This is a genomic window from Streptomyces fulvoviolaceus, assembly GCF_000718165.1.
GTDB lineage: Bacteria > Actinomycetota > Actinomycetes > Streptomycetales > Streptomycetaceae > Streptomyces > Streptomyces fulvoviolaceus.
In genome coordinates, this window is record NZ_JOEY01000014.1 from 115,479 (window position 1) to 131,555 (window position 16,077).

The following is a 16,077-nucleotide window of genomic DNA, read 5'->3' on the forward strand; positions in this document are numbered from 1 at the left end:
CCTAGGGATTCCACACCCCTTTCGCACACAAATCCGTAGACTCTGTGAACGAAAAGTAGAGGGGGGCTTATGGCGGCGGGAACCATGGATGTCGCACCACCGATGCGCGCTGCCGATTCCGCGGAGAGACACGGGCGCGGGACGCTCCGGCGCGTCCTCGCCCTGCCGCTCGTCCTGAGCCTCACCGTCCTGATGCCGGCCTTCGTCGCGCTGCAGCCCGGCGCAGGTCTGCGCGACCAGGTGTACTGGCTCCAGCTCGTGCTCACCGTGTACGCGGGCGCCCGGTTGTCGGCGATGATCCTGGGCCGACACCGCAAGCTGCTCCAGGGCACCTTCTGGCTGTTCGTCTACATGGCGATGGGCATCGCGGCGCTCGCGCAGGTCGTGGTGGGCAAGACGCCGGTGCCGGTGGCGGGTTCGCGGTCCGACCTGGACCTCGCGGTGGCGCTGGTGCTGGTGGCGTGCGTGGCCTTCGACGCGGGGGCGATGCTGGTGCGGCCGGGGGCGCGGCCGACCGCGCGGACGGTGTTCCGGCCCGCGATGGTGTCCCGGCGACGACTCGCCGTGCTCATCGCGGTGGCGTTCGTCGGGAGCGGGCTGTTCGTGCTGAAGCTCGGCGGGCTGTCCGTGTTCTTCGCGAGCCGGATGGAGATCAACGAGTCGATCGCGTCCAGCGGTCTCTCCAGCCCCGGTTCGCAGGCGAGTACGGCGATCCTGCGCGGCTTCGGCACGGTGCCCGCGCTGCTCGCGCTGATGGTGGTGACCCGCTGGCTGATCACCTCGCCACGGGCCCGCAGAAGACCGCTGCCGTGGATCGCGCTGGTGGCGCTCATCGGCCTGAACGCCATAGTCAACAACCCGATATCAAACCCGCGTTACTGGTTCCTGACCGTCCTGCTCGCCCTGCTGTTCACCGTCTTCCCGCAGAGCCCGGCGATGTACCGGGCGGCCCTGTCGCTGGGGGTCGCGGCGGCGGTGCTGATCTTCCCGTTCGCGGACAAGTTCCGTTACGACGACGCCAACTCCCGCACCACCGAGACGTCGTCGGTACTCGATCCGCTGGTGCTCAAGGACTACGACCAGATGGCGATGTTCGCCAACACCATCACGTACGCGGACGCGGGCAACGGCCACACCTACGGCCGCCAGCTCGCCGGCTCCGTCCTGTTCTTCGTGCCCCGGTCCGTGTGGACGGACAAGCCGAAGGACACCGGCGTGATGGTGAGCGAGTGGATGGCGGCGACCAACACCAACCGCTCCTCACCCCTGTGGGCCGAACTCTGGCTGGACTTCGGGCCGTTCGGGATGGTGGCCGGGTTCGGGCTGATCGGCTGGGCGTCGGCCCGGGTCGACCGGCGCTACGCCCACGCGGTGGCGCGACCGGGTCCGGCGAGCATTCTCACGCTCGCCGTCCCCCTGGTCGCGGGCTACTCCTTCATCCTGCTGCGCGGCCCGCTGCTCCAGGCCTCGGGCCGGGTCGCCATCGGCATCATGTGCCTGGCGCTGATCACGACGCTGCGCCCGGAGCGGTGGCGGCAGCTGCGCTGACCTCGACCTTGAGGGGCAGGGGCGCCCGGGTGGCCCGTATCCACGCGGCCGCTCCCGTCAACCCGACGCCACCAGCCCGGTCACCACCGACATCACGCGCCTCGCACTGGTCACGACGCTGCCCCCGGAGCGGTGGCGGCAGCTGCGCTGACCTCGACCTTCGAGGGCAAGGGCGCCCGGGTGGCCTGGATCCACGCGGCCGCCCCCTTCAGTACCGAGCCCAGGCACAGGCCCCAGGCCGCGCCCGCGACGCCGGTCCACGCGTATCCGGCGAGCAGCAATCCGGCCGACACCGGTGAGAACGCCAGCTGCACGGGCATGGTGGCGCGGGGTGCGAGCACCCGCAGGGCGAGCAGTCCGCAGACGCCGAAGGCCATCGCCGCGTACTGGGCACCGGTGGCCGGGAGGACCTTCGCGGCCGACTCCCAGGTGTCGCCGAGGAGTTGACGGCCCCACGAGGTGGGCAGCGTGTACAGGACAGCGCCCCATCCTGCCGCTACGGCGGCCAGCGCGCCACCCGCGAGCAGGGCCGCCCGGCGGGGTGCCGGGTGGCGGTTGAGCAGGGGCGGGCCGAAGCCGGTGGCCGCGTTGAAGGCCACGTTGAGCGGTCCGAACAGGGTGGTCGCACCGCGCAGGGCACCCACCGCGAGCGGGGTCGCGAACAGGCCCAGGGCGAGGACGGCGAGCTGGCTGGTGGCGTTGCCGACGCCGAACTCGACCAGGAAGCGCCGGCCCAGGTGGCCCCGTACGAAATAGCGCTTCACGTCCGCCCGCTCGCCCGTGACGAGCGGGCGCAGCAGCGCGAGCGCCAGCAGCAGGGCGGGGGCGGCGGACAGGCCCCACACCAGGGTCGTCCGGGCCGCGGAGGCGCCGTCCGGCTGGAGCAGGAGGGCGGGCAGGGCGGCCGCGAGCCTCAGGAGGTCGGTGAACAGGGCCAGTTGGGGCTTGCGGAGGACCGAGAAGCAGTAGCGCAGGGTGTCCTGGGTCAGGGTGAGCGGCAGGATCAAGCCGAGGGCCGCGAACACCGCCGCGTCGGCGGTCGTGAGGAACGCGCCGCCCGCGAGCAGCGCGCCCAGCACGGCCGAGGCGCCCGCCGTGAACGCGACGGCGCTCCGGCAGGCCTGGCGCAGTGGCTGAACCTCTCGCCGGCCTGGTGGCTGGGCCACTCGCTGGCCCAGTGGCTCAGCCTCTCCCTGGCCCAGTGGCTCAGCCACTCGCCGACCCACTGGCTCAGCCTCTCCCCGGTGCAGCACCAGCTCCTGCCCGACGTACGCCCCGAACCCGCCGAGGAGCACGCTGAACACCACGTACGCCGTGGCGAACAGGGCGAAGGTGTCGGCCTCGCTGTGCCGGGCGACCAGGACCAGGACGGCGATGTTGGTGAGCGCGCTCACCGCCTGGTCGAGGACGGAGCACAGGACGGCCGTACGGGCCCTCACCGGCTGCCCGAGGACAGAGTGTCCCTCGGGACGGACTCGGTGGTCAGGGGCGTGGTCGGGGTCGGGGTCGGGATCAGGGCGGCGCCTTCGACGCGCCGGCGCACCGTGCGCCGGCGCGGGGCCTGGTGCAGGACCGCGCCGAGGACCTGGCCGCCGGCGCCGTCGATGAGTTCCCGGATGCGCTCCAGTGCCGTACGGGCGACGGTGCGCGGGTCGCAGACCACGACCACGCCGTCCACCCGGTCGACGAGGGCGAGCGCGTCGGCGTAGGAGAGGACGGGCGGGGCGAGGACGACGACGGTGGTGTTCGGGGCGTCGGCCTGGTCGATGAGGCGGGTGGTGGCCGCGGAGGTGAGTGTGCGGGACACGTGCGGGACGCGGGTGCCGGGGACGAGCTCGAAGGTGCCGGACTCGCCCGCGTCGACGGTGATGTGCCGGCCGCCGGGCCACGGGACGCCGTCCGCCACCGCCTCGCCGGCCGCCCAGCCGGGGCGTACGCCGGGCGCCTCGGGCAGTCTGCGGGCCAGGCCGGGATGGCGCAGGTCGGCCTCGACGAGCAGCGCGGACATGCCGGTCTCGGCGAAGCAGGCGGTGAGGTTGACGGCGACGACGGCGGCCGTGGCGCCCTCGCCGCCCGGTTCGACGACCAACAGCCTGCGGCGGTCGGCGAAGTGCCGGTCGTAGGCGAGCCGAAAGGCCACCGAGCGGTACTGCTCGGCGAGCGCGCCGTCGGCGGCGAGCAGCGGTTCCTCCGGGACCCGGGGCAGGCTGCCGAGAACCGGGGCGCGCAGGGCCCGGGAGACGCTGTCGGCCGAGCGGGCCGCCGGATCGAAGACCATCCGCAGCCAGGCGCCGAGCAGCCCGAGGGCAAGGCCGACCACGCCGCCGAGCGCGATGAGCATGGGCGTGCCCAGGCCCTCCGCCTTGACGGGCTCCTCGGCCTTCACCGTGATGTAGCCGGGCGTGGTGTCGAGGGCCTGCAACTCGCTGATGTCGTTGGTGAGTTCGGAGATCTGGCTGAGCAGGTTGGCCTGCGCGGCCAGGGCGGTGCTCTTCTCGGTGTCGCCCTCCAGCTGGTTGATCTGGTCGAGGAGGTCCTCGCGCTGCTTGGCGAGCGGGTCGAGCTGCTTCTTGTAGCCGGCGATCATGTTGGTGACCGTGCCGGTGGTCTGCGTCTCGCGGTAGTCGAGGTAGGCCTGCGCGAAGGCCTCGGCGCCCTTGGCCGCGTCCCTCGCGTTGGCCGCGACGTAGTTGAACTTGAGGACCAGGGTGTCGGGCGGGTTGGTCACCTGGAGGTGGCCCTGGAGGTCGCCGGCGTCGTCGGTGCTGCGGCCGAGCTTCTCGGCGGCGCGCTCGGCGACCGCGTTGCCGGCGGCCGTCTGCCGTTCGCTGCCGATGTTGATCTGCTTGTCGACCGAAACGCCGTTCGTGGCATACGGGTTGATGGTCGCCGCCCGCACCAGCACCTCGCTGGAGGACTCGTACGTCGGGGCCGAGCCGTAGGCGAACCAGGCGCCGGCGAGCAGCCCGGCGACGAGGCCGCCGGCGACCAGGACGCGGTGCCGCAGGACCTGCTGCACCTGGTCGCGCAGGAGCTCCGGCTCGTCCTCCCGCCCGCGTATGTCTTCGTTCATGCGCGTGCCGCTCCTTCGTGCGCAAGTGCTTCGTCGAGCAGGTCGTCCAGGCGGCCGAGTCCGGCCGCGGCGCTGAGATGTTCGTCCACGTACGCGGGCCCGCGCGCCCCGAGCCGGTCCGCCTCGGCCGGATCCGCGGCGAGCTCCTTGAGGGTGGAGAGCAGCGCGGCCGGGTCCTCCGGCGGGACCAGGACGCCCGCGCCGGAGCGGCGCACCTCGTCGGCGGTGCCGCCCTCGGCCGCGACGGAGGCGACCACGGGCCGGCCGGCGGCGAAGTACGAGGTGAGCTTGGACGGCACGCTCATGTCGAGCACGGACGCCCGCTGGGTGACCGCGAGGACGTCCGCGGCGGCGAGCACGTCCGGGAAGTCGGCGGTCTCGGCGGGCGGCAGGAAGTGCAGGTTGGGCACCTCGCGGGCGCGTTCCTGGAGGGCCGCGCGCTGGTTGCCGTCGCCCATCAGGACGAAGTCCACGCCCGGGTCGAGCCGGGCCGCGTCGACGAGGACCTCCAGGCCCTGCTTGAGGCCCATGTTCCCGGAGTGCAGGACGACTTGGCGGTCCGGCGCCCAGCCGAGCCGGGCCCGCGTCTCGGAACGCGAGCCCGAAGGCCGGGCCACGTGCGACCAGTTGGGGACGAGCCGGATGCGGGCCGGGTCGACGCCCATGGCCTCCACCCGCGGCCGGAAGCTGTCATGGATGACGCCGACGAGAGCGGCCCGGCTCAGCGCGTACCGCTCGGCCCGTGCGGCCACGGCGGCCGCCCGGACGCCGCCGCTGATGCCGCTCTGCGCGGCCGCCGCACCCATCAGGTCCTGGACGACCGGGAGGAACGGCACCCGGTGCCGGGCGGCGATCCGCGCCGCGACCACGGCACCCGCGAGGCTCGGCATCTGGGCGACCACCGCGTGCGGGCGCGGCATGCGGGGCGGCGCGGCCAGCTGGTGGGCGAGCAGCGAGGCCTCGAACAGGGCCCGGCGCAAGGCGGTTTGCTTGGCCGGCACGGTGTGTCTTCGCCGGTGGACGGTCACTCCGCCGCGCGATTCCCGGGCCCGCCAGCGGCCCGTGTAGGCCGGGTCGAGCTGCCAGGACGGGTAGTGCGGCATGCCCGCGAGGACATGGGTGTCGGCGCCGCGCGCGGCCCAGTGCTCGGCGAGCTGGGTGGCGTACGGGCCGATGCCCGTGTGCTCGGGCGCGTAGTTGGTGGAGACCAGCAACAGAGTGCGGCCGGTCAAGGCGTGATGCTGGTCGATGTGCGCGGTACGGGCATGCGTGGGCTCAACTCCGGTCAAAGCCGGTCCCCTTCCCCCCAGAAGCGATCCTTGACCACCTTAACTGTTCACCGGATCTCCAGGTTGGCTTCACAGTAAGGTCGTTGGACCATCACCCGGACTGCCGGGTCGACGTTCACCGTGGGGGGAGAACGCATGGTCCACCGTGTCGGCTACGCGCCCGGCGTCTACGACCTGTTCCACATCGGCCACCTCAACATCCTCCGGCACGCCCGCAGTCAGTGCGACTACCTGGTCGCGGGCGTCGTCTCGGACGAGATGGCCGAACTGGCCAAGGGGCGCAGGCCCGTCGTCCCGCTGCCGGAGCGCCTGGAGATCGTGCGCAGTGTCCGGCACGTGGACGCCGCGTTCGTGGAGACCGTGCCCGACAAGCTGGAGACCTGGCAACAGGTCCGGTTCGACGTGATCTTCAAGGGGGACGACTGGCGGGGCACCGAGAAGGGCGCCCGCCTGGAGCGCGACTTCGCGACCGTCGGCGTCGAGGTCGTCTACTTCCCGTACACCGTGCACACGTCCAGCACGCTGCTGGGCAAGGCGCTGGACGCGCTGGTCACGCCGGGAGCCGCGGAAGCGCGGACAGCTCCCTGAACCACTTGGCGAGGAACGCCACGAGGAACAGCGCGTGGACGACGGCGAGGGCGGCGTAGGCCACCCGGAACACGCCGGGTGCGCCCAGCGTGAGGAACACCAGGCAGAACACCCCGTAGTCCACCGGCAGCAGGGCGATGGCCCGCAGCCGGGAGGGCGGAGCCGCCGGGGTGTTCCCGGTGGGCCTTCCGCGCTTGAGCTGTTCGGTCAGCAGTCCGCCGCAGAAGGTGACCACGGCGGCGAGCTGGAAGCCGAGCGGCAGCAACAGCCAGCCGTCGCCGGGCAGTTCGAAGAACCGGTAGAAGGCGATCAGCACGGCCGTGTGCAGCGCGACCATCTTGGCGCAGTCCACGACATGGTCCAGCCATTCGCCCGCCGGGCCGCCCTTCCCGGTGAGCCGGGCGAGCTGACCGTCGGCCGAGTCGAAGGCGAAGCCGACCACCAGCGCCGCGTACACCGCGAGCGCGAGCGGCCAGGAAGGCCGTACGAGTGCCACGGCCGCGATCCCGGTGAAGGTGAACGCGGCGCTGACCAACGTGACCTGATTGGGTGTCAGCCCCACCCGGTACGCGCCCGCGGCCAGGATCCGCCCGGCCGGCCGGTTCACGTACCGCGAGTACAGCGACACCCCCTTCGCCGACTTCTGTGCTCCTCGCAATGCCGTCAGAGTCCCCACGAGCCCCCCTCGCGCCCCCGTGCCGCATCAGTGAACGCCATGATGACACGGGGTGAACGGACGTTCGGCGTGCTAGCCGATGTTGACGGAATACGACTTGGTGTCGAGCCGCCCCGTGCCCTTGAAGACCTCGGTGCCGGACTCGATCCCGGAGACGTACTTGTCGTTGCTCAGCAGGTTGCGGCAGACCAGGGCCTGGGTGAAGTCGTCCAGGTTCAACGAGGCCTTGGTGGTGTTGGTGCGCCGGACGAAGGAGTACACCTTCCAGCCGATGTCGCCCTGGTAGATGTCCCACATCGCGCCACCGAGGCTGACGCTGCCGTACTTCGTGCCCAGCGGGCCCGCCCCGCCCTGCCGGTTGAGCCAGATCATGATCTCGTCGGTGGGCTGGTCCTGCCAGTCGGCGGTGTTCTTGGTGTGCAGCCACAGGTCGTAGGCGACGTTCATGGTGCCCGGGTTGGAGCTGACCGTGAAGTCCCAGCTGGTGTTGACGGGCTTGCGGTCGCCGACCCGGATCGGCAGTCCGGTGGAGGCCTTGTCGACCTTCCAGCCCCAGTGCCAGCCGAGCACTGTGCTGGCGTACGACTTCACGTCGTAGTCCTTGCCCGTGGCGCTGTTGGCCAGGTTGTAGCTCGTGCCCCACGAAATCGTGGATCCCGACCGGGAGTTGTCCCAGACGCACTGGGTGCCGGTGTACTTCCCCTCGTTCCAGAGGTTGTTGTTCACGTAGTACTTGCCGAGCGTGATCGTGTCGTAGGCCGTGCACTTCTTGTTGGACTCGTCCGCCTGCGCGACGGTGACGCCGACGGCCGCGGCGAGGGCGACCGTGGCGGCGGCGAGGGTCTTCGCCTTCTTGGAGTAGTGGGGACGGCGGTGCTGCATGGCGGGCGGTCCTTACGGAGAGGGCTGATCGGTTACGTCCTCTCAGTGGCCGCCCGCCCGCGAAAGGTTGCCGTCAGGTCAGCGGGTAGGCGCGCAGGCGGGTGCCGCGCAGGACGTACAGGACGCGGCCGTCGGACAGCAGCTTGGTCTCGGCGGCCTCCGAGTCCACGCTCTTCAGCGTCCAGGCCGTGCTGTGGGTGCGCAGGTCGACCGCGATCGCGTCCTCCACGGAGGCGCTGCCCCGCTGCGGGAAGACGTAGCCGCCGGCGAGCAGCGGGGGCGGGGCCGGGCTGTCCGGGACGCTGAGCCTGCTCCGCCACTCCCAGCCCTTGTGGCGGTCGTCGCGTCGCAGGACGGTCAGGTCCTTGCCGAGGACGCTGAGGTAGATCGTGGTGCCGTCGATCGTCGTCCCGCCGTGCAGCGCGTACCCCTTCATCGAGGTGCCCGTGTCCTCGGGGTCCAGGCTCCACAACGTGCGGCCGGTGCGCAGGTCGAGGCAGAGGACGCCGCGTCCGGCGACCACCACGGTGCCGTCCGCGGCGGCGACGGTCCGCTTGGTCAGCCCGTTGTACTGCGGGTCGAGCACGGTGGCGGACAGGGCGCGGCTCCACACCGGGGTACCGGTGGCGGCGCGGTACGCGACGACCTCGTCGTTCTCCAGGAAGACCAGCACCCCGTCGGCGACCGCTCCGACGGCGGCCGTGGCGGCGCTGCGCCGCAACGGCCGGCGCCAGCGCAGCCGGCGGTCGGTCATGTCGTAGGCAAGGAGGATGCGGTCACGCTCCGCGGCCTCGTCCCCTTGCTGCGTGCCGGGATCGTGCCCGACCGCGTACACGGCCCGTCCGTCGGCCGCGAAGACGGGTTGGAACAGCAGGGCGAAGCTCACGTCGAGCGGGGCGGTGAGCCAGACCCGGCCGTCGGCGGACTCCCGCCCGGCCAGCCGCCCGCTCTGGGCGACGGTCCGCGACACGGCCGTGGTGCCGCAGGCCGCCAGGAAGCCGAAACTGATGTCGTCGTCGGCGGTCCAGCGCAGGGTGCCGCTGCGGGCGTCGATGCCGTACACGTACCGGTTGTCGTCGTCGGGGACCATGATCGTGCCGTCGATGAGGACCGCCGCCGCGCCGATCCCGGACCGCGTGAAGTTCGCGCGGTACTCCCACAGGGCGCCCGGCGGGTCACCCGGGTCCCGGGAGCGCGACGCGGACGGCGAGGGCGCGGTGCGGCGCGCGGCGCTCCCGCTGTCGCCGGTGCCCGTGCTCGCCCATACGGCTCCGCCCGCGCCGACGACGGCCACCGCGGCGACCCCCGTCAGCAGCCGGCGGCGGGTGAACCGGTGCGGTTCCGGCGGGCCCGCGCTCGCCCGGGGCGGCGGCCTCTCGCCGGTGCGGGCGGTGCGGTCGGCGATGTCGGCGAGCACGGCGGCGGGCAGCCGGTCACCGAACCAGCCGTCGCCGCCGACCTGTTCGGCGACGGACACCGCGGTCGGGCGCGAACCCGGCTCCCGTTGCAGGCACTCGGCGAGCAACGGCCGTAACCCGTCCGGCACGGCGTCGAGTTCGGGCTCCTCGTGGGTGATGCGGTAGAGCACCTCGCCCGGTTCGCCGTCCCCGAAGGGCGGGCGGGCGCAGGCGGTGTACGTCAGGACCGAACCGAGCGCGTACACGTCGCAGGGCGGGCCGGCCGGGGCGTCCGCGGTGAGCTGCTCGGGGGCCATGTAGGCAGGAGTGCCGGGCGACTCGCCGGTGCGGTGCTCGGCGTCCGTGGCCCGGGCGATGCCGAAGTCGACGAGCCTCGGGCCGGTCGGTGTGAGCAGGATGTTGGACGGCTTGAGGTCGCGGTGCACTACGCCCGTCCGGTGCAACGCGGCCAGCCCGTGCGCCAGTTGGGCGCCGAGAGCCCGTACGGACGCCTCGGGCCACGGACCGTGGGCCGCGACGGCCTCCGTCAGTGAGGGGCCCACGACGTAGGCGGTCGCCAGCCACGGCCGCCCGCCGTCCGTGCCCGCGCCGACGAAGGGCGGCACGTGTTCCAGGTCGCCGAGTGCCCGCACGGTGTCGGTCTCCTGCTGGAAGCGCGTCACGAAGTCCGGGTTCTCGGCGAGCGCGGGGTGCACGGCCTTGAGCGCGACGGTGCGGCCGGTCGGTGTGCGGGCCAGGTAGACGGTGCCCATGCCGCCGGAGCCGAGCCGGGCCAGCAGCCGGTGGCCGCCGATGGTGTACGGGTCGTCGTCAACGAGGGGGTACGGCCGCATCGCCCTCACCCGGCCGGAAGCGCGTAGACGGAGGCGCCGTTGACGACCAGCGCGGTGTCCTCCACCGGGTAGGCGGCGTAGATCGAGGAGGCCGACTGGCTGTTCTGGAAGGTCCACCTGAAGGTGCCGGTGCGCGGGTCGAGGGCCACGACTCCGGCCCCCCGCCCCCAGGTCATGAGGGTGCGCCCGGATTTGGTCAGGCTGAGCCCCGGGGCCTTCTTCACCCCGTACGCCGGGTCGGGCAGCAGGGTCTGGCGCCACACCTCGCGGCCGCGGGCGGGGTCGATCGCGTACACCGTGCGGTTCGCGTCGGTGACGTACACGACGGGACCCAGGCCGGGGATCCGGAAGACCTGGGGGGTGTCGACGTACACGCCGGTGCCGGATCCGCGGTCGTCGTGGTCGTTGAGGTTGATCTCCCACACCGGTTCGTCCGAGCGCAGGGGCGCTGCCGTCAGACGGCCGCTGTTGACCATGTAGAGCTGTCCGGAGGCCACGGACGCCGAGATCGAACTGCCCTTGACGGTCCAGGTGTGGCGGAAGGGCGCGCCCATGTGGCCGGTGCGAGGGTCGACCTCGGCGAGGTTCATGACACCGCCCATCCCGAACAGGACGTGCAGGTCGTTGTCGCCCGTCAGAAGCAGGAACTGGCCCGACTTGGCGACCGGCACCCGCAGCCGCCAGCGTTCCTTGCGGGTGCGCAGGTCGAAGGCGATGAGATAGGTCCGCGGAGTGGCGTTCTCGTCGATGTTCTCGGGGCCGTTGGCCTTGTAGTAGAGGAGTCCGCGCCGTTCGTCGGTGGCCTGCAGTTCGGCGACGCCGATGTCGTTGCCGCCGGCCACGCGCTTGGTCCATGCCTGCCTGCCGTCGTCGGTGTCGACCGCGACCAGCTGGCCGGCGCGCTGGAGGATCAGGGTGCCGGGCGCGCCGGGCAGCAGCGGGTCGCGCGACTCGATGCCGCCGCGCTGCCAGACGGGCCGGCCGTCGGTCATGCTCAGCGCGGTGAGCAGGGGGAACTCGGCGAGGTAGACGACCTTCTCGCCGTCCGGGCGGACGTCGTGCCACAGCCAGGCGTTGTTGTCGTGGAGGAACTCGTACTTGGCGTCGTAGCGCCACAGCGCGGCGGGCGGGGCGCCGCGCGGCGCGGCGGACGGCTTCGGTGTCGTACGACGGCTCGACGCGGCCGGTTGCGTCAGCGCGGCGGTGCCGCCCCGGCCGGCCACCCAGCCGGCGACCGCGCCGCCGCCCAGCAGCAGTCCGGCGCCGCCGACGGTGAGCAGGGTGCGGCGGGACGTCCTGCCGGGAGATGCGGGCGGTGGGGCGTCGGCGGCGGACTCCAGGGCCAGCGCGCGGTCGGCCTGGCGGGCGAGCGCGGCGACCAGGCGGGCGGGCGGCTGGAACGGCTCGTCGCCCAGTTCGTCCACCAACTCCCGGGCCGTGGGCCGCTCTTCGGGGTCCTCGTGGGAACAGCGGCGCAGCAGCGGGTCGTCCGGGGCACGGCCCGCGGCGGCATGGGTCAGGAGGTCGCCGAGGGCGGCGATGTCGTCCTGCGGGCTGCCCTTGAGCCGGGGGCGGACCAGGCGGGGGCCGTCCGGGGCGACGAGGATCGCGTCGGGAGCGAGGCCGCCGTGCGCGTACCCGGCCACGTGCAGCCGGGCCAGGGGTGCGGCGAGACCGGCGGCGAGGGAGCGCACGGTGCCGGCGGGGAGACCGCCGTACATCAGGGCGCCGGCCTCGGCGAGGGTGAGCGAGGGGACGAACCGCCAGGCGAGCCAGGGCGGTTGGGCGCCGGAGCCGTCCTCCAGAAGGTCGGGGAAGCCGGGGCCGGTGGCGGCGCGCAGGGCGGCGGCGGACTGACGGACGGTGCCGTTGGTCTTGCCGTTCCCGTTGGTCCTGAGGTTGCCGTTGGTCCTGCCGCCGTTGCTGTTGCCGTTGCGCATGAGCGTGATCTCGGCGAGGCCCTCCTCCCCCGGGCTGCGGGCCAGCAGGCGCGGTTCGCCGCCCGCCGGTGTCAGCCTGGCCAGCAGGACGTACGGACCCAGCAGGCGTACGTCGTCCGGGCGCAGCTCTTCCATGCGATCCCCCATCGCTCCCCGGTGCGCGCCCCCGGGCGCGCACCGCTCCCCCAGCGGGCGCCATCCTCAAGCAGGGGTAACGACGTGCACCGGCCGCCCGCCGTTTCACAGGGTGGGCATCGCGCGCAGGGTGGTCCGGCGGGCGACGAAGACCCGTCCGGCGGCGCCGGCCAGCCGCCACCCCGGCTGATCTGCCTGGTCGGCGAAGGTCCACAGGACCCTGCCGGTGCGGATGTCGACGGTGAAGACGCCACCGTCGGCGCCCGGCTGCACCGGGGAATCGGTCGGATTGCCCATCAGCCCGTACAGCGCGTGGCCGACGACGACATCGGTACGGCGCGGTAGTCCGCTGTAGTCCAGGGGTACCGTCCAGCGGGGTACCCCGGAGCGGGCGTCCAGGCACCACAGTTCGAGGGGCAGCCCTGCGTACACCCGGCCGCCGGCGACGGTCGGGGCGCCGTAGAAGGAGGTGTCCGGGGCCTGGGTCCAGCGGGCCTTCCCGGTGTGCGCGTCGAGCAGGGCGAGCGGGTCGCCGCCCACACAGAAGGCGCCCTCGGAGACGGCGGGGGTCAGGGCGCTCACCTTGCCGCCGCCGATCAACACGGGCTCGCCGACCTCCCACCGCCAAGTCGCCGATCCGTTCAGGGTGTTGAAGGTGTGGGCGATGCCGTCGTCGGTGGTCACCATGAGCCGCAGCCGGGTCGTGACGGCGCAGACCGCGCCGGTGCCGGTGACCGCGCGGGCGGCGGTCCACCGGATCCGACGGTCCGTCAGCCCTACGGCACGGACCTTGCGTTCCCGGTCGAGGACGTACGCCGCCAGGCCGTCCACGGCGAGCAGCTGGCGGGCGCCGATGTCCCCGGTCTCCCAACGCGGCGTGCCCGTACGGGAGTCGAGGGCGGTGAGGCGGCCGTCGGCGGTCACGACGAGGATCGCCGACCCGGTGACGCGCAGCTCGCCGAGCCGGTCGGGCGGCTTCCGCCCGGTCCAGGTCCACGCCCTGCGGCCGGTGTGCTGCACCCAGGCGGCCACTCCGCCGGTGGTCCCGGCGGCGACCACCCGCCCCACGGTGACGGGCCCGGGTCCTTCGGGGTGTACGCCCTCGGCCCGCCAGAGCGGGGCGGGCACGGTGTCGGCGGTCGGCGCGACGAGCGGTTCGGCGACGGGCACGCCGTTCTCGGTACGAACGGCGTGCCCCTGCGTCCGGTCCCGGGTCAACCACCAGGCCCCGGCCCCGACACCGGCCACGGCGAGTGCACCGGCCGCACCGAGCAGCCGCCGTCGGGAGGGGGACGGGCCGGGTGCGGCGGCCCTGAGCAGCTCGGCGGCGTCGGTGGTCCGGCGGTCGATGTCATCGGCGACGGGGGCGGTCAGCCAGGGGGGTGCGGGCGTGCCGCGTCTGGGGGTGGTGGCGCCGGCGGGGACGTCGGGCAGGGGGCGGCGGCGCCCACGAAGGCGCTCGCCCGGCGTCGACCCCGCGCCCGGCTCCCGGCCCGCACCGCCGGACGCGATGGGTCGCCCGGCCCGCGGGCGACCCGCCCCGCCGCCGTCCCCGTCAGCCGGAAGCCACCGCACAGTCCCCTCGCCCGACGCCGCACCCCCCGATCCCGCCGGCCCGAACTCCGCCCCCTCGACCCACCCGGCGACCACTTCCGGCGTCGGCCGCCGCGCCGGATCCTTCTGGAGACACGCCCGCGCGACCGGGACCAGCGCCTCCGGCACCCCTTCCAGGTCAGGCTCCTCGTGCACCACCCGAAACCCCACGGCCGCCGGATGCCCCGTGCCGAAGGGCCCCTGTCCCGTGCAGGCGAACACGAGCACCGCCCCCAGGGCGAAGACATCGGCCGCCGGACCCGCGCGGCGGCCGGTGATCTGCTCCGGGGGCGCATAGCCCGGCGTCGCCGGAGCCACCCCCGGCTGCGTCAGCGTCAGCCCGTACTCCGGTCGCGCGATGCCGAAGTCGATGATCCGGGCGCCTTCACGGGTCAGCACGATGTTCGCCGGCTTCAGGTCCCGGTGGACCAGCCCCGCCTCGTGGATCACGGCCACCGCCCGGGCCAGCTCGGCCACCAGCGCCCGCGCCCCGGCCTCCGGGAACACCCCGTACTCCGCCACCGCCTCCTGCAGCGTCGGCCCCGCCAGATACGCGGCGGCGATCCAGGGCACGGGACCGTCGAGGTCGTAGGCCAGGACCGGCGCCACCCCCGGTCCGCGCACCATCGAAGCCGCCTCGGCCTCGCGCCGGAAGCGCCGCACCATCGACTCGTCGCGCGCGAGTTCGCCCCGCAGCACCTTGAGGGCCGCGGGTCGCCCGCGCGCGTCCCGCCCCAGGTGTACGGCGCCCATCCCGCCCTCGCCGAGCGTCGCGACGATCCGGTACGGCCCGATCCACCGGCCGGCCTCGTCCGCCCCCGTTCCATGGCCCCCCACGGCGGGTCATGGTAGGCAGTAACCCGCACCCCGGAAAGACCGCTCCGGCAGACCCCGCGACCGTCGGTCCGCAAGTCCCTGTCGAAGCGCTTCGACAACCTATGGACACCCACCTCCGGTGGAGCTACTGTCGAACCACCCTCACCCGCCCTTGTTCGTACTGCGCACTGTCGAAGCGCTTCACAAAGCTTGGAGAGCTGGATGGTCACCCTCGCCGAGGTCGCCCAGCACGCCGGAGTCTCGGCGAGCACGGTGAGCTATGTCCTCAGTGGCAAGCGGTCCATCTCCACGACCACCCGGCACCGGGTCGAGCAGAGCATCCGCGAGCTGGGCTACCACCCGAACGCGGGCGCGCGGGCCCTGGCCAGCAGCAAGTCGAACATCATCGCGCTGATGATCCCGCTGCGCACGGACATGTACGTGCCGGTGATGATGGAGATCGCCATCGCGGTCGCCACCGCCGCCCGCACGCACGGCTACGACGTCCTGCTGCTCACCGGCGAGGAGGGCCCCGACGCCGTACGCCGCGTCACCGGCAGCGGACTCGCCGACGCGATGATCCTGATGGACGTCGAACTCGACGACGAGCGGCTGCCGTTCCTGCGTGGCACCGACCAGCCGTCCGTGCTCATCGGCCTCCCCGCCGACACCTCCGGACTCACCTGCGTCGACCTCGACTTCAGGGCCACGGGCGCCCTGTGTGTCGAGCACCTCGCGATGCTGGGTCACCGCGACATCGCTGTCATAGGAGAAGCGCCCGCGGTCTACGAGCGGCACACCGGCTTCGCCGAACGCACCCTCGACGGACTCCGCACCCGGGCCCAGGAGTTGGGCGTACGGCTGCTGCACCGGCCGTGCGAGGGCGGGTACGACGCGATGGCCGTGACCCTCGCCCGCATCCTCGACGAACGCCCGAGTACCACCGGCTTCGTCGTGCAGAACGAGTCGGCGGTCGAACCGCTGCTCGCGCTGCTGCGCCAACAGGGCAGGGCCATCCCCGAGGACGTGTCGGTGGTCGCCATCTGCCCCGACCAGGTCGCCGTCCAGGCCTCCGTGCGGCTGACGTCGGTCGCCATCCCCGCCCAGGAGATGGGCCGGCACGCCGTGGAGCGTCTGGTCGCCAAGCTCGACGGCCGCGGCAGCGACGAAGTCGTCCTGATCTCACCCGAGTTGATGGTCCGGGCCAGCACGGGCCCCGCACCGGCCGCTTCCTGACGCTCTTTCACCACCGTGCCCCGCCGGGGGCACCCCCATGTCTGCACCCC

Annotated in this window: 11 protein-coding genes; 3 read left to right on the plus strand and 8 right to left on the minus strand. The window is 73.1% G+C overall.

Annotated features, from left to right (window positions below; genetic code table 11):
* Positions 1–102 precede the first annotated feature (102 nt).
* A complete protein-coding gene (locus IG08_RS0116770) occupies positions 103–1,548 on the plus strand; it encodes an oligosaccharide repeat unit polymerase (RefSeq protein WP_052424731.1) in 1,446 nt (481 codons plus the stop codon).
* Positions 1,549–1,658: 110 nt separating this feature from the next.
* Here the strand turns inward: IG08_RS0116770 and IG08_RS0116775 are convergent, their stop codons facing one another.
* Genes IG08_RS0116775 through IG08_RS0116785 form a run of 3 tightly spaced genes read right to left on the minus strand, consistent with a single transcriptional unit; the run spans position 1,659 to position 5,832 of the window.
* Positions 1,659–2,987 carry an MATE family efflux transporter gene (locus tag IG08_RS0116775; RefSeq protein ID WP_030602239.1) on the minus strand — a complete coding sequence of 443 codons (1,329 nt, stop codon included), beginning with the start codon at positions 2,985–2,987 and terminating at the stop codon, positions 1,659–1,661.
* Positions 2,984–4,621: a hypothetical protein gene (locus IG08_RS0116780; RefSeq protein WP_030602242.1), complete on the minus strand. Its 1,638-nt coding sequence runs from the start codon at positions 4,619–4,621 to the stop codon at positions 2,984–2,986. Before IG08_RS0116780 ends, IG08_RS0116775 begins: the two co-directional genes overlap by 4 nt.
* Positions 4,618–5,832: a glycosyltransferase gene (locus IG08_RS0116785; RefSeq protein WP_052424739.1), complete on the minus strand. Its 1,215-nt coding sequence runs from the start codon at positions 5,830–5,832 to the stop codon at positions 4,618–4,620. Before IG08_RS0116785 ends, IG08_RS0116780 begins: the two co-directional genes overlap by 4 nt.
* 213 nt (positions 5,833–6,045) lie before the next feature.
* On the opposite strand from IG08_RS0116785, the gene IG08_RS0116790 reads away from it, so the two are divergent.
* Entirely contained in the window at positions 6,046–6,498 is a 453-nt protein-coding gene (locus IG08_RS0116790) for an FAD synthase family protein (protein ID WP_030602248.1), read from the plus strand.
* Here the strand turns inward: IG08_RS0116790 and IG08_RS0116795 are convergent.
* The 5 genes from IG08_RS0116795 to IG08_RS0116815 all read right to left on the minus strand — a co-directional run bounded on the left by IG08_RS0116795 (position 6,461) and on the right by IG08_RS0116815 (position 14,812).
* Complete coding sequence (locus IG08_RS0116795; protein WP_030602251.1) at positions 6,461–7,174, minus strand: CDP-alcohol phosphatidyltransferase family protein; 714 nt, start codon at positions 7,172–7,174, stop codon at positions 6,461–6,463. The genes IG08_RS0116790 and IG08_RS0116795 overlap by 38 nt on opposite strands.
* A gap of 72 nt (positions 7,175–7,246) precedes the next feature.
* Positions 7,247–8,056 (minus strand): GH12 family glycosyl hydrolase domain-containing protein, encoded by an 810-nt coding sequence (locus IG08_RS0116800; protein WP_030602254.1) that lies wholly within the window; start codon positions 8,054–8,056, stop codon positions 7,247–7,249.
* 73 nt (positions 8,057–8,129) lie between these two features.
* Positions 8,130–10,307: a protein kinase domain-containing protein gene (locus tag IG08_RS55850; protein WP_052424732.1), complete on the minus strand. Its 2,178-nt coding sequence runs from the start codon at positions 10,305–10,307 to the stop codon at positions 8,130–8,132.
* Between the two features lie 5 nt (positions 10,308–10,312).
* Positions 10,313–12,382, minus strand: a complete 2,070-nt coding sequence (locus IG08_RS62475; RefSeq protein WP_030602262.1) for an outer membrane protein assembly factor BamB family protein — start codon at positions 12,380–12,382, stop codon at positions 10,313–10,315.
* Positions 12,383–12,487: 105 nt separating this feature from the next.
* Entirely contained in the window at positions 12,488–14,812 is a 2,325-nt protein-coding gene (locus IG08_RS0116815) for a protein kinase domain-containing protein (protein ID WP_052424733.1), read from the minus strand.
* Positions 14,813–15,013: 201 nt separating this feature from the next.
* Here IG08_RS0116815 and IG08_RS0116820 point away from each other — a divergent pair, with 201 nt between their 5' ends.
* A complete protein-coding gene (locus tag IG08_RS0116820) occupies positions 15,014–16,027 on the plus strand; it encodes a LacI family DNA-binding transcriptional regulator (protein ID WP_030602267.1) in 1,014 nt (337 codons plus the stop codon).
* Positions 16,028–16,077: the final 50 nt, after the last annotated feature.

What these genes read in the sequence shown, in the direction of transcription:
- IG08_RS0116780 (WP_030602242.1), bottom strand. Translation starts at nt 4,621, where the DNA reads ATGAACGAAGACATACGCGGGCGGGAGGACGAGCCGGAGCTCCTGCGC.
- IG08_RS0116790 (WP_030602248.1), top strand. Translation starts at nt 6,046, where the DNA reads ATGGTCCACCGTGTCGGCTACGCGCCCGGCGTCTACGACCTGTTCCAC.
- IG08_RS0116800 (WP_030602254.1), bottom strand. Translation starts at nt 8,056, where the DNA reads ATGCAGCACCGCCGTCCCCACTACTCCAAGAAGGCGAAGACCCTCGCC.
- IG08_RS55850 (WP_052424732.1), bottom strand. Translation starts at nt 10,307, where the DNA reads ATGCGGCCGTACCCCCTCGTTGACGACGACCCGTACACCATCGGCGGC.
- IG08_RS0116820 (WP_030602267.1), top strand. Translation starts at nt 15,014, where the DNA reads ATGGTCACCCTCGCCGAGGTCGCCCAGCACGCCGGAGTCTCGGCGAGC.
- IG08_RS62475 (WP_030602262.1), bottom strand. Translation starts at nt 12,382, where the DNA reads ATGGAAGAGCTGCGCCCGGACGACGTACGCCTGCTGGGTCCGTACGTC.
- IG08_RS0116770 (WP_052424731.1), top strand. Translation starts at nt 103, where the DNA reads ATGCGCGCTGCCGATTCCGCGGAGAGACACGGGCGCGGGACGCTCCGG.